The sequence below is a fragment of the Oscillibacter ruminantium GH1 genome (assembly GCF_000307265.1).
GTDB classification, from domain to species: Bacteria; Bacillota; Clostridia; order Oscillospirales; family Oscillospiraceae; genus Oscillibacter; species Oscillibacter ruminantium.
Genome location: NZ_DF158896.1, coordinates 930171 through 943057, shown reverse-complemented (window position 1 = coordinate 943057; position 12887 = coordinate 930171). Strand labels below are relative to the sequence as shown.

The window sequence follows — 12887 nt, the reverse complement described above, 5'->3', positions numbered from 1 at the left end:
GCGCGGCCTCGTTTTCCCACGTGAGCTTACCAACTCCGGGCCAGCGGTATTGCCAAAACCCCTTTTGCTCTTTGTTGATATCAGCCTTTGACTTCATGTGTTCCGCAACCGCTCGAATACATTCATCGGTTCTATCCGTGCGATTTTCGGTCATGATATCGGGATTTTTGCTTAATACGGCGTCGTAAATTGTTCCGGTAATACCGGCGACTACTAGCTTCTTCATTCCACCACTCCATTCCCGGCTTCCTGTGGGCCGCGCCATTCGTACATCTTTCGCCCGTCATCAGGCACTTCCACCCGATAAACCCCCGGTTCGTTGCAGGGCCATATTTCAATGCCGTCTAAGCGGCACCTGCCCGCGCCAAAGCAATCCCCGCCATTCCGTCGGAAGTGCTTACAGGTAAAACACGCTCCGGTTCCGTTTAAATCCTCCACCGCCGCATCCAGCTCCGCTTGCAGACGGTCACGGTCGGCCTCAAACTTACGGCGCATCGCATACTCGGCTTTCCATTGTTTTTGAGCATCCTGTGCCAAGTTTGTCAGCCGCCCAATTTCCGCGTCTTTTTCGGCGCTTTCGGCGGTCAGGCGTTCCAACGCGTCGGCGGCTTCATTGTCCAAATCGCTGCAATGATCTCTGTACGGGCAGAAATTGCAACGCCCCGTATTTTCCGTGTCATTGACAACGGCATTGCAATACCGCATTGCCGCAATCAGCTTTTCATTTTCCATCGTCATGCCTCCCTCAAAACGGTAATTCGCCCGGCTCCTCGTCTTCCGCCAGCTCACAGTGGGCATCCACCGGAGATGGAGCAGATGTGCCCGAATTGGACACATCGCGCTTGGAGTCTCCAAAATACACGTTGTCGGCCACGACCTCCGCAGAGCGGCGTTTTCCGCCCTCTTTGTCGGTCCAGTCCCGGATCTGCAAGCGGCCTTCCACCACGGCCATGCGGCCCTTTGAGAAATACTTGCTAACAAACTCCGCAGTAGTACGCCATGCGACAATATCAATGAAATCCGTTTCCTTTTCGCCGCTCTGGGACTTGAAGTCCCGGTCAACGGCCAAGCAAAAGGATGTCACGGCATTGCCGCTTCCGGTGCGGCGCAGATCCGGGTCCCGCGTCAGGCGACCCATCAGGATAATTTTGTTGAGCAATCTTGGCATCTCCCTTTTCGCTTTTTATCGCGTGTATATTCCCGCAAAATTCCAGCCTTGTAACCATACATCATGCCTTCCACACCGCGTGTGGCTTTTACTCTGGCGTCCCACTCTGCCTTTGCAGCAATATAATCTCGCCAATCCTTGCAGGTTTCCGGGTTGTGGCATCCGGGGTAGCGCTTTTGGCAAGCTCCGCAGTTTGGTTTAGGCTTCGGCATGCGGCACCTCTCCATGCAGGCCAAGTTCCTCCAGGAGGTCCATCAGCAGATAGGAAGCGTGCTCCGGATCGCGCTGCGCATGGACAGCCTCCGCCATCCGTTCAATGTTATGTAGCTTATATAGGGCACCGTAGGCATTGGGCGAGAGCTGCGCCAGCTCCACGCCCTTGACGCCCCAGTTTCCGCGTCCATCATCCCATGTACACCGTGCCATGTTACACCCCCGACAAAGCGATCATCACGTCCGTCATGATGCCGCTCCGGCTGTCGCCGCTGACGCTGACCGTCTTGTGATAGCCGTTGTCAAAGCGGATAATCACGGCCTCCTCGTCGTCCTCGTGATACTCATACTCCAGACGGCTCACACCGCCATACGCTGCGCAGATGCAGCGGGACAGCTCCCGCGTCACAAACTGCCGTTTTGCTTCATACTGCTCCATGCTCATACGTCCATACCTCGATCCTTCATGATTTGATTCAGCGTTTCCTGCCCCATGTGCTTCATGCCGTCCGGCAGAGCGGGCTGGTACATCCACAATTCGACGTTTTTCAGCCGATTATTTGCGACGCTCTGGGGCGTTGCATCCATGTAGTCACCCTGCCAAAATACCGACGGCTGCACGCATCCACAGCCATCGCACACAAACAAAAACCGTCCCTCGTCCGGTCGCTCCTCCAGCGCGGACTTCCACTCGCCGGTAAAGGGCTGCGGGTCATCCACACGGCCCAACAGGTAGTCAAGCGAGCAACCAAGAATGTCTGCCGCGCGGATAAGTTCATCGTTGTTCAGGATATCTGCGCCAAAGCACCGATCACTTAGCGTGATCCCCTCGCCCTTTTCACGATTCGCCCATTCTTTTTCGCGCCAATCGCTATAAGAGGCCGATTCCGGTTTATTGGGTTCATAGATGCCCCTGATAAAATCATTCATTTTCAGTTTTGCCGCCTTACGAGCTGCGCCAACGCGCGCCCAGCTTGCAGCGACACTAGCAATGTGTGCCTTCTCCGCAGCCTCTTTTGCTGCCTTTTCCTCTTGCCTCTCAGCCTTGGCTTCTGCCTTTTCTTTCGCAATCTCGTCTGCAAACGCGGGGCAGGCGTATTTGCATTTCGACAGCTCCGGGCAGCCCTTGCAGCACTGTGCTTTGCGTCCATAGCGACCATCACAGTGTTTGGTGCAATAATCACGCTTTAGCATCCGCGACCACATATTATCGGCGTTGGTGCAGCACTGCTCGCCATTTGGGCATTTAATGGCATCCAGCGACGCCAATGCCGGAGCGTACTCTTTGATTGTGCTGGCATAGCAGCCATACTTGCCGTCCTGCAACATTTGCAACTTCAGCTGGTGGTCTTCCGGCAGCTTGGCCAGCTCGTAGGCCATGTCCTCGGAAATCTTGTTTTTGTCATACTGTTTCGCCCACAGGGGGATCAGTTTTTTTCGGATCACATTAATTCGGGCAAGTTTGCTCTTGGATACGCCTAAAATCTCAGAGAACCAGTCCCGTTTTCGGCCTTTAATTTCATAACCCTCAGATTCAAGTTCAAGCGCAATTTTTTCAAGTTCAATTTGCTGTTGGGCGATATCCGCGCTTGACATTTTGCGCGTGTCCATATTGGCAAGGATCAAACGCATTTTCTGCATTGCAGGAGAAACGTTGTCCCGCTCCTCGATGCATGGAACTTCCCGGTACTTTGACTGACCGTCCTCCACCAGCTTGCGCAGAGCCGCCCGACGGCGGTGCCCGGAGACGATGGTATAGTGCCCACTCTCCCCGGCGCGGACCCGGATCGGCTGCTGCAAGCCGCACAGCTCGATGTTGGCCGCTAGCTCATCCAAGCAGTCCAGCGCGTAAAAGTTGTTGGGGTCGTCGTCGATCAGATCGATGTCGATGTACCGGATCTGTTCCCGACCAGATGTGTCCAATTCGGGCACATCTGCAAACTGCTTGCCCAGCATGGCGGCAATGTCCACAGTCTTCTTAGCCATTGATTGGTCCCTCCCTGTCTAAAAACTCTTGCACGAACTTACGATAGTCCTTTGCCGCTCCGCAGTGCGGGCTAAACGACAGCAACGACTCGCATGCAAAGGTGGCGGCGCTTACTCTTGACGACTGCCGGATTTTGCTGGTGCAAATAGGCAGCACGGTATTTTTCCGCAGAAGGTTGAATGCCAAATCTTCTTCTGGTGTCCGCTGGTACTGCGTTGCCAGCACCCCCGCAACACACAGCCGCTCATTGATGCGGCGCATGGCGCTGACCTGCGTGATCAGCTCCGCCATGCCGGAAGTGGAGAAGGCATCCAGCCGGATGGGGATAATCACTGCGTCCGCAGCAGTCAAGGCTGCGGAGCTGGCGGCGCTGAATGCGGGGGGGCAGTCGATCAGAATGTAATCATACGCGCCCGACTCTCCACGAGCTGCATCCTCCGCAATGGCTCCACGCAAGTCCTCGATGGCGTTGATATTGCAGCGACCGTCCTTAATGGCGTCCACGTCCGCGTACATCAGGCTCATGCCTGCTGGAATGATGTCGATGCCTTTCCGGGCAGGTGTCACAAAATCCGGGTAGTAATGCTCGTTTTCGCCTTGCAGGAGCGCCAGCAGGTCGCTTCCGTCCTCCGCCTCCGCTCCAAAATACTGGCTCAGGTTGCCCTGTGCGTCTGCGTCGATCAGCAGGACACGCTTTCCGTGATCGGCGGCAAGGCAATCGGCCATGGCAGCGGTGGTCATGGTCTTGCCCACACCGCCCTTGAGATTAAAAATTGCAATCGTTCTCATTTGTTCTTCCGTCCTCTCCTGTCCAGCTCGCAGGGGTTGCAGGAAAACGTCTCCGTCCAGCTTTCCCCGTTGGCTGCTGTATACCGCACGCGGTAGTACCGCTGCTGCGGATGGATGTACACGACCACGGCTGGCAGTGGGACATTATCGTCCGGCATGCCGTAGGTGGTGTCAAACGTGGGGATAATGCGCAGGGTGTCTCCAACTTTCATCCGTGGGCCTCCGGGAATACCTCGTTAATCTCCGGGGTCGCATCCTCCAACGTTAGTTGCTGACCGGCTGGGTCCCACCCGAATCGCTTATCCGGACTTCCGGTTCTATTCTGGTAAAAGCGTCGTGATTTTTTATCAAAATCCAGCCAGACCTCGCCCTTAGCTCCGAAGTCACGGTTCTTTAAGATTGAAAGATACGGACGCTGCTCCAACTTCCCGTCAACGTCGCGGGAACGGATGCTCATGGCAAACACGTTATCCGGTCGGTTTGTTATGTCACCGGAGCCGCCAACGTCAGCCTTTGTCAACACACCATTTCCATCTGCTCCATCTTTTTTGGGATGGACTACAAGATGCACATGGACTTTACGGCGCTTCGCGAAGGTGATCAGCGTGCGCATAAAGCGTGATTGCTCCCGGTAAAAATCCTTTTCCCGCACGCCATCAAAGTCCACCATCATGATGTTATCCACCAGAAACACATCTGCGCCGTATTGCATTCTGGCAGCCTCAAATTGCCGGATGATGGTTTCGGGGCTGTGGGTTGTGTTTTTTTCAAGGTCAAACAGCCAGTACCGATCACCAAGCCACTCGTCAATTTGTTTATTGGCAATGGGGTCTGGAATAGCAATTCGCTTACCCGTCACTTTATCGGTTTCATATCTAACATGATCCGGGCCAGCCGCCTGCAACAGTGTCCATTCTTTGAACTGTTCCTTAGGAAGTTCCCCGGAGTAGGCACACACTGTATGCCCCTGGTTCATGCTTTCCAGCAAAATTTGGCTTAGGATCGTGCTCTTTCCGGAGCCGTTTACGCCAGTCCAGACGGATAATTCCCCGGCAAAAAATCCACCAATGCCCTGATCCAGCCGCTTAAAGCCCGACAGTGTACGGGGAACATTGGAAAGGTCCCGACGCTGGACATCTGCCAGCCGAACTAGGCCGTAGGCAGGCAACTCCAGCGAACCCTCCAGAATTTCTACGATTTTCTGATCGCCGTAGCGCTTGACGTAGTCCACCATGGATGTGCAACCACGAAACCCCGCATCTGTGGCGACGTAAACGCAGGAACCGGAAAGGCGCGGGTGAAGTTCCTTGACCATTTCCTCGCGGGCAATGGCATTTGGTGCGACAATTACGATGTACGGGAAATGCGCAAAAAACGGTTGACACTTGACGATATCGTCCCAGTCGCAGCCAGTACCCATGCACACAGCGTTGGCGTGAATGGTAGAACTGGTCACAAGATTATCGCAAATCCAAAGGCCCTGTGGGGCGGTTGGGTCCATATCGTGGGGGGCAAACCCAAGATATCGGCCTGCAATCTCCATGGCTTTGTTAAATTCCATCAATCTCACCCTCCTCGCTGCCGTCGGATACCGGGGTTGTCAGCGGCATTTCGTCAGGCTTCAGTTTGTAAACGGTAAGCCAGTTGCACTTGATAGCCTTATCCAACAGCCGGAGTTTTAGATCACGCTGGCCGCCCGAATGCTTGTCCAGATCCCGGAGAATCCCATCCATGGCCCGCATGGTCTTGACAGGTTTCTTGTTTGCAACACTCCGATTCTCCAACAGGTCGAGGATGGCCTGTTGCAGTCCCGTGTCATTTGGGGAATACTCCAGAATACGTCGGCATATATCTGGCGGTAGGTCCTTTACAAACTCACGCGCCGGGGGTATGGGGGCTTTCTCTTTTGTTTCTTTACTTAAGTGTTTATTTACTTGTGTCGGATTCACCGGCGACGGTTCAGCCGTTGACGGTTTTACCGTTGACGGCTTTTCAGTCAACGGTGACTTTTGGCCCGGTGCTTGCTCTTGAAAAACGAACGTTGTCCTTGCAAAATGACCGTGTGCACCGTGCGGCTGCTCTCGCAGAAGATAGCCTGCATCCTCCAGCTGACGTAGGCATCCACGGATACTGTCGCGCCCGATTCCGACCCGTGCAGCCAGTCCGCTGACACTGTATTCCCAGTCCTCCGGGAAGGACTGTACAATGGCAAACAGACCCTTGGTCTTCAGGTCCAGCCGATTGTCCATCAGCACGGAATTGTATAGGACCGTAAAGCCCTGGCGTTTTCCACGGATAATACTCTCAGCCATGGTGCTCACCCTCCTGATAAAGCGCCATGATATCCCGGCAAAGATTATGCATCCCGATGGCGTAGCCATTGTCCCAGTCTCTGACGATTCGCGCCTCCTCCGGTGTCAGATCCTCACGCCACTCCTCCGTATCCGGATCGTTAGTCTCCGCATTCCAGTCGTCCGCCATATCTTTCAGGTGCTTTTCCGTAATTTCAGGCATCCTTCCGCATCCCCTTTCTCTCGATCGCGTCCAGCAGCCGAAACAGCTGCCCAACGCACCACGCAACACCGATCGCAACAAATGCAAGCGTCCATCCACTCACGGGAGGTCACACCTCCTTCCGCAGAAAACAGGGCTTGCATTTTCGACCGGTTGTGATATAATAATTTTGTAATCGTTCTCGGTCGTGAGGCCCTGAACCGGACCGCTCATGGGTGCAACCATGGGCGGTCTTCTTTTGTACTTTTTCATGCCGCTCCTCTCTATGCTTGTCCATCGGCTCTGCTTAGGCAGAGCCTTTCATTTTCCGGCGCATCGCCGACCTCATATAGATGTCAACGATCTCCTGATCAGCTTGTGCCTTAACCTCTGGAGTCATATTGCGGCAGCAGGTATCCATTATGTAGCAGACAGCCCCGTCGGCTTGTACCACCATTTTGCAGTCGTCCATATTGGGGACAAAGGGGAACGTACCCAGCATTGCCATAATCATCACCTCACCGCAATGTACTAAAAAAAAGACTGGTCTATGCGTGGTTTCCACTATTATCCGAGTATTCAACTTCCAGCCCGGCCGCCGTGATCTCGCGCATTTGGAGCCGGATCTTTTCATACGCTTGGGACTCCTGCTTGTCTACCATACCATCCTCGGCTATCAGCATCAGCAGCGCGGCCTTATCGTAGTTGGTTATAAAATCATGCATCAACCGGTAATATCTTAGGGTTGTCTGCCCAAATGGCAGACCTGGTCTAAAATCCGGAAGTATGTCGTTGACCGCCGGGGCTGAGATCCGCAGGTGTTGCACAGCCAGCATTTGGTCATTGTATGCAATAACCATCAGGTCGGCGATCTGGTTTGGGACAGGTCGGACTCCCGTCTCATAGTCACACAGGCATCGGCATGAGATGCCCAGTTTTTCTGCTGCACGTTCCTGCGTATAACCCGCTAACTTTCGGGACGGTCCATAAGGCAGCACGCTATTTTCCATCGTGGTCTTCCTCCTATCGCTGGGATATACTGGTCTCATAGGCCGCCGAGCCTCACGCACTGGCGCTGCGACCCAGCAGGTAATCAAGCGTAACGCCAAAGATGTCAGCCAACTTGAATGCATTGGCAAGCTCCGGGTTCGAGCGGCCCTGCTCCCATTTCGTGATGCTGGGCGTTGTGATATCAAGCTGTTTCGCGAGGTCTGCCTGTGTCATTTTTGCGGCAATGCGCAATTCCTTTACTCGGTTCATAATTTCTCCTTTCTGTATGTCTTGAAACATTTGTTTCCTTGTGGTAATATTGCCTTATAGTTACTTTTGCACCGCTCACAGTAACTTGAGGCTTGTTAACTTGTAGCTATAATATAATCGTAATTTTTACGATTGTCAATCGTGAATTCCCGAACTTACGTTTTTTGTTAAACTTACCTAATTTTGTTCTTTGCATTTTGTTTAAATTGAGGTGATTAATTTGGATATAGTTGACCGCATCTTTGAACTTGTAGATGAGAAGTATCAGGAGCAGCGTGAATTTGCTGCAAAAATTGGGGTAACAGCATCAGTAGTGAGTGAGTGGAGACGGCGTAAGTCAGCTAGTTATGTGAAACGATTGGAGATAATTTCAGAAGAATTAAACACTACACCGCAATATCTTTTGTACGGTAATGAATCAGATAAAAAAGCGACCACCTCCAAAGCCGGAGCGGGCGCAGTCAAACCGGAGCATATCCGGGCGGCGTTTTTTGAGGGTGCCGAAGACCTGAGCAAAGAAGAAATGGATATGCTTTGGGATGATGCCCGGTCTTACATGCAGTACAAGCTGGAGCAGCGGAGGAAGCAGAAACATGACAAATGATCCCGTTGACTTATACAAGTTTGCGGAGCAGCGGGACATTGGCGTAGACTGGTTTCCGATGCAGCGTTCTGCGTCGCTGTCTGTTCCGCTGGATGACGGGTCGTACAGCATTGCAGTCGACCCGTGGAAGATGTCGACTATCCAACAAGAGAAGGTATGTTTAGCCCATGAGCTGGGGCACTGCGAAACCGGCAGCTTTTACTGCGAGGAGGCGGCGTTGGATGTCCGCCAAAAGCACGAGCATCAGGCCGACAAGTGGGCCATCAACCGCCTTGTCCCCGTGGACGAACTGGATGATGCCATTGCTGATGGCCGGACCGATATCTGGTCGTTGGCAGAGCATTTCGGAGTAACCGAGGACTTTATGCGCAAGGCCGTCTGCTGGTATACCCATGGAAATCTTGCGGCAGATTTATTTTTTTGATCTATCGCCGGGCGGCGAAATAAATAAATGTGCCCGAATTGGGCACACGGGAGGATGGGTTATGAAAGAACTTGAAGAATATCGCAAATTCACAAAGCCCGCCGAATTGCACAAGGCCGTCAATACTTTGCGTGGCCTTGTTGCAGGGATTAATTCCGATACTGAAATAGGCAGTAAGGAAATCACAGAATTAATCAACTGGTGCGAATTACATACGCACTTGAATGATCGGCACCCATTTTCTGAGTTGCTCCCGGTGGTTGAAGCTGCGTGTGCTGACGGTGTAATCACCGAAGATGAATCCAAGGATATCCTGTGGTTGTGTAATAATTTTGCCGACAACAGTTCCTACTACAACGAGGTTACTTCATCCATTCAATTCCTTTCCGGTATGATCCACGGCATTATGGCCGACGGTGATTTAGGGGATAAAGAAATTTCTACGCTAAAGTCTTGGGTAGATGCCAATGAGTTTCTGGCTGGAACCTATCCTTTCGATGAGATCAACAGCCTATTGCATACTGTGCTTGCCGACAAAAAGATTACGACTGAAGAGCGCGAAGAATTGATGGCGTTTTTTGGAAACGTCATTGACTTCACATCATCCTATAATCTTTCCGAGGCTGACTTTTCAAACCTAAGGGAAAAATATACTGTGTCAGGAATCTGTGCATTTTGTCCAGACATTGAATTTGAAGATAGAACTTTTTGTTTTACGGGAGAATCTTACCGGGCAAAGCGGGCTGAAATGGCTACGGCGGTACAAAGTTTGGGTGGCATTGTAAAATCTGCTGTCACAGCTAAGACTAATTATTTGATAGTCGGAAATGCAGGTAATCCGTGCTGGGCCTATGCCTGTTATGGAAGAAAAATTGAAGAAGCTGTGAGACTGCGCAAGGCCGGCGAGTCAGTCCTGATTGTTAACGAAACCGACTTTTGGGACGCAGTAGATGACAATATGGCTGGGATTTCAAAATAAGAGTGTCCGATTTGGGCACCGAGGAGGAAAAGATGAAAAAGCTAATGTCTCTTGTACTGGCATTGCTATTGGCCGCAACTATGGTTGCATGCGGATCTACCCCTGACTCCGAGTCCCATTCCTCCAGCACTCTATCCGCAGAAAATACATCTACTGGAGCAGTGCCTTTAACTGCCTCAGAGATTAAGCAGATGTATTCGAGTCCAGAAAGTTTTGAGGGTTCATACGTAGAAATTACCGGTCAAGTTTTTGGCACAGTAGAGTATGAAGGAGACGCGATATATTTTCAAATGTGGGGTGATCCTGCTAGATCCGATTTAAATACGGTCGTGTCATATGGTGATCCGAGTTTCGACCTAAGTGCAAATGATTATGTTCAGATTTGTGGTAAAGTAGCAGGTACGTTTGAAGGCGAGAACATGGTAGGCGGAAAAATTATCGCTCCCGCTATTCAAGCAACCTCTGTCACTAAAACGTCTTACCAAGACGCTATAGCTCCGACACAGAGCGTAGCAACAGCCGGTGTTCCCACACAGGATCAATTTGGGTATTCTGTAACTGTCCAGAAAGTTGAGCTTGCCGACAAGGAAACCAGAGCTTATATTTCTATTACAAACAACGGAAAGGACACATTCAGCCTCTATTCGTTCAATGCAATAATTCTGCAAAATGGGAAGCAGTACGACTACGTGGCAAATTATGATGCAGACTACCCAGAAATTCAGACTGATCTGCGCCCTGGCATAACAACAGAGGGCGTTATTACTTTCCCTGCGATTGAAGCAAGTGCATTCCAGTTGATTATGGAAGCGAGCTCAGCTGACTGGGACGAAGATGTGCAAGACTACACGTTTGATCTAAGTTTTCAACAGTAACCAAAAGCGCCGCCCTTCCGGGCGGCGCTAACCATAGGAGGCCCCATGGATCAATATCTAATCTATCTCCGTAAGTCGCGACAGGATCAGGACAAGGAACTGCAAACCGGTAATTTTGATACGCTCCAGCGCCACAGAGACGCGCTGCTAGCCCTTGCAAAGCAGCATGGCTATACAATAGCCTATATCTTCGAGGAGGTCGTCAGCGGCGATACAATTGCAGAGAGGCCAGAGATGCAAAAACTTCTGGCTGCTGTGGAAACGGGAGAGTATGCCGGAGTGTTGGTGATGGAGGTCCCGCGTCTGGCCAGAGGCAACACCCGAGATCAAGGAACGGTGGCAGAAACCTTTCAATATTCAGAAACGAAAATAATCACACCGGATAAAATTTACGACCCATCCGACGAGGCTGACGAGGAGTATTTTGAGTTTGGCCTGTTTATGTCCCGCCGAGAATATAAGGCCATCAACCGCCGTCTCCAGCGCGGCCGCATGGCATCGTTAAACGAAGGGAAATATATTGCCGGTACAGCACCCTATGGCTATTGCAAGGTCAAAATACCGCATCAGCGCGGTTATACGCTGGAGATAGACCCAACGCAAGCGGAAACCGTCCATGAAATCTTTAGGCTTTATACGGTCGGAGATCCCCAACCAGACGGAACCACGGAGCCAATAGGCAGCACCGGGATAGCTAATTTGCTGAATGCCCGTGGCGTCTTATCACCCGGCGGAATCAAGTGGACGGCCACCGCCGTTCGGGACATTATTAAAAACCCAACCTATGCCGGGTATCTCCGCTGGTCTTATCGCCCAGTAAAAAAACAAATGGTAGACGGCAAGGTTGTTATTACAGCGCCCGTCAATCAGGACATGCCGCTGCGCAAGGGGGTACATCCACCCATTATCTCCGAAGATACTTGGGCAGCTGCCAGATCGGTTATATCCAGCCGCAGCCACGCGCCTGTGCCAAATAATAAACAACTTACAAATCCGCTGGCCGGGTTGGTCTATTGTTCCACATGCGGGCGATCTATGGTGCAGATTCACAAAAAAGGAAAATCCCCTATGCTAATTTGTCCAACGGCAAAATGTCCGACTGTTAGCAGTCTTCGGTCGGTTGTGGAATCGACCTTGCTTGGCTGTCTGCAAGACTGGTTGCGTGGCTATCGCATACAACTCCCCGAACCATCAAATACCGATGATTCGGGAATCAAGGCCGCAGAACGCAACCTTGCCAAAGCCAATCGGGATCTGGCCGCACTGCAAAAGCAGAAAGGCAGCCTGTACGATTTGTTGGAACAAGGCACTTATACGCAGGAAGTATTTTTGGAACGCTCGCGCGTTTTAGCAGGACGTACAGCAGAAGCGGAAGCTAATATAAAAGCACTGTCCGCCCATCTATCTGCAATCAGAGAAGCGGAAAACACCCGCAAGTCCATGGTTCCAAGAATCAAGCATGTGCTGGAGCTATACCCTGCACTGGATTCGCCCGACGAAAAGAATGCACTGTTACGAACTGTGCTGGATCACGCAATATACAGCAAGACAGTGGGTGGGCGCTATCAAGAAAGCGATATGCGGCTATACGTCTTCCCAAAGATTGTCGGCCCCAAAAGTCACCTATAACAACACGGGGGATATACCTATGGGCCTCCCGGCCCTGTGTCACCCCTTCCTCAAGTCCGGGAAGTGCTGGATTATGCCATCACCGAGATTCCCGCCGCAAAGATTTTTCTGGGTCTTTCCAATTATGGCTACGACTGGCCCCTCCCCTTTATGGAGGGCGAGACAAAAGCACAATCCATCTCCAACCAGCGGGCCATTGAGCTGGCCATTGAGCACGAGGTCGCCATTCAGTACGATGAAACGGCTCAGGCCCCCTTTTTCCACTATGCCGACCCCGGCGGCACGGTCCACGAGGTCTGGTTTGACGACGCCCGCAGTCTCTCCGCCCGTCTCCGGCTTATTCAGGAATACGGCTTTCAGGGCGCAGGTATCTGGAACGTTATGCGTCCCTTCTCCCAGCTGTATCTCGCCATGTCCTCCCTGTACAATATCCGATAATGCAAGACGCGGCGGAGCTATTGGCTCC

At 52.0% G+C, this 12887-nt stretch carries 20 protein-coding genes; 6 read left to right on the top strand and 14 right to left on the bottom strand.

Going from position 1 to position 12887, the window contains the following annotated elements; translation table 11 throughout:
- The 14 genes from ON16_RS15740 to ON16_RS04435 form a co-directional block, all read right to left on the bottom strand.
- Positions 1 to 226: DUF7446 family protein (locus ON16_RS15740; RefSeq protein WP_040659733.1), on the bottom strand; the 226-nt coding region annotated here is incomplete at its 3' end.
- A complete protein-coding gene (locus ON16_RS04495; RefSeq protein WP_040659732.1) occupies positions 223 to 732 on the bottom strand; it encodes a hypothetical protein in 510 nt (169 codons plus the stop codon). The genes ON16_RS04495 and ON16_RS15740, both read right to left, overlap by 4 nt.
- Positions 733 to 745: 13 nt before the next feature.
- Positions 746 to 1159 (bottom strand): single-stranded DNA-binding protein, encoded by a 414-nt coding sequence (locus ON16_RS04490; protein ID WP_040659731.1) that lies wholly within the window; start codon positions 1157 to 1159, stop codon positions 746 to 748.
- A 207-nt stretch (positions 1160 to 1366) separates the two neighbouring features.
- Positions 1367 to 1594, bottom strand: a complete 228-nt coding sequence (locus ON16_RS04485) for a hypothetical protein (RefSeq protein WP_040659730.1) — start codon at positions 1592 to 1594, stop codon at positions 1367 to 1369.
- Position 1595: 1 nt separating this feature from the next.
- Positions 1596 to 1820 (bottom strand): hypothetical protein, encoded by a 225-nt coding sequence (locus tag ON16_RS04480; RefSeq protein ID WP_144032043.1) that lies wholly within the window; start codon positions 1818 to 1820, stop codon positions 1596 to 1598.
- A gap of 2 nt (positions 1821 to 1822) precedes the next feature.
- Complete coding sequence (locus tag ON16_RS04475) at positions 1823 to 3367, bottom strand: ParB/RepB/Spo0J family partition protein (RefSeq protein ID WP_040659727.1); 1545 nt, start codon at positions 3365 to 3367, stop codon at positions 1823 to 1825.
- A complete protein-coding gene (locus tag ON16_RS04470) occupies positions 3360 to 4157 on the bottom strand; it encodes a ParA family protein (RefSeq protein WP_040659725.1) in 798 nt (265 codons plus the stop codon). The genes ON16_RS04475 and ON16_RS04470 overlap by 8 nt, the downstream gene beginning before the upstream one ends.
- Positions 4154 to 4369 carry a hypothetical protein gene (locus tag ON16_RS04465; RefSeq protein WP_040659722.1) on the bottom strand — a complete coding sequence of 72 codons (216 nt, stop codon included), beginning with the start codon at positions 4367 to 4369 and terminating at the stop codon, positions 4154 to 4156. The genes ON16_RS04470 and ON16_RS04465 overlap by 4 nt, the downstream gene beginning before the upstream one ends.
- On the bottom strand, positions 4366 to 5718 hold the full coding sequence (locus ON16_RS04460; RefSeq protein WP_051131523.1) for a DnaB-like helicase C-terminal domain-containing protein: 1353 nt from the start codon (positions 5716 to 5718) through the stop codon (positions 4366 to 4368). Before ON16_RS04460 ends, ON16_RS04465 begins: the two co-directional genes overlap by 4 nt.
- Positions 5708 to 6469, bottom strand: a complete 762-nt coding sequence (locus ON16_RS14910; RefSeq protein ID WP_051131522.1) for a helix-turn-helix domain-containing protein — start codon at positions 6467 to 6469, stop codon at positions 5708 to 5710. Before ON16_RS14910 ends, ON16_RS04460 begins: the two co-directional genes overlap by 11 nt.
- The gene (locus ON16_RS04450; protein ID WP_040659720.1) at positions 6462 to 6671 is read right to left on the bottom strand and encodes a hypothetical protein; all 210 of its coding nucleotides are present in this window, start codon (positions 6669 to 6671) and stop codon (positions 6462 to 6464) included. Before ON16_RS04450 ends, ON16_RS14910 begins: the two co-directional genes overlap by 8 nt.
- Positions 6672 to 6957: 286 nt before the next feature.
- Positions 6958 to 7158, bottom strand: coding sequence for a hypothetical protein (locus ON16_RS04445; RefSeq protein WP_040659718.1), 201 nt, complete (start codon positions 7156 to 7158; stop codon positions 6958 to 6960).
- A gap of 40 nt (positions 7159 to 7198) precedes the next feature.
- Positions 7199 to 7660 carry a helix-turn-helix domain-containing protein gene (locus tag ON16_RS14905; protein ID WP_051131521.1) on the bottom strand — a complete coding sequence of 154 codons (462 nt, stop codon included), beginning with the start codon at positions 7658 to 7660 and terminating at the stop codon, positions 7199 to 7201.
- 52 nt (positions 7661 to 7712) lie between these two features.
- A complete protein-coding gene (locus tag ON16_RS04435) occupies positions 7713 to 7910 on the bottom strand; it encodes a helix-turn-helix transcriptional regulator (RefSeq protein WP_040659908.1) in 198 nt (65 codons plus the stop codon).
- Positions 7911 to 8130: 220 nt separating this feature from the next.
- Here ON16_RS04435 and ON16_RS14900 point away from each other — a divergent pair, with 220 nt between their 5' ends.
- From ON16_RS14900 to ON16_RS04405, 6 genes are all read left to right on the top strand, one after another.
- Positions 8131 to 8514 (top strand): helix-turn-helix domain-containing protein, encoded by a 384-nt coding sequence (locus tag ON16_RS14900; RefSeq protein WP_051131519.1) that lies wholly within the window; start codon positions 8131 to 8133, stop codon positions 8512 to 8514.
- On the top strand, positions 8504 to 8938 hold the full coding sequence (locus tag ON16_RS04425) for an ImmA/IrrE family metallo-endopeptidase (RefSeq protein WP_051131518.1): 435 nt from the start codon (positions 8504 to 8506) through the stop codon (positions 8936 to 8938). The genes ON16_RS14900 and ON16_RS04425 overlap by 11 nt, the downstream gene beginning before the upstream one ends.
- A 61-nt stretch (positions 8939 to 8999) precedes the next feature.
- Entirely contained in the window at positions 9000 to 9917 is a 918-nt protein-coding gene (locus ON16_RS04420) for a BRCT domain-containing protein (RefSeq protein WP_040659716.1), read from the top strand.
- A 32-nt stretch (positions 9918 to 9949) separates the two neighbouring features.
- Complete coding sequence (locus ON16_RS04415) at positions 9950 to 10792, top strand: DUF4352 domain-containing protein (RefSeq protein WP_040659714.1); 843 nt, start codon at positions 9950 to 9952, stop codon at positions 10790 to 10792.
- A gap of 45 nt (positions 10793 to 10837) precedes the next feature.
- Positions 10838 to 12421: a recombinase family protein gene (locus ON16_RS04410; protein ID WP_040659712.1), complete on the top strand. Its 1584-nt coding sequence runs from the start codon at positions 10838 to 10840 to the stop codon at positions 12419 to 12421.
- 36 nt (positions 12422 to 12457) lie between these two features.
- Positions 12458 to 12859 carry a glycosyl hydrolase family 18 protein gene (locus ON16_RS04405; protein WP_081579584.1) on the top strand — a complete coding sequence of 134 codons (402 nt, stop codon included), beginning with the start codon at positions 12458 to 12460 and terminating at the stop codon, positions 12857 to 12859.
- The last annotated feature ends 28 nt before the right edge of the window (positions 12860 to 12887 follow it).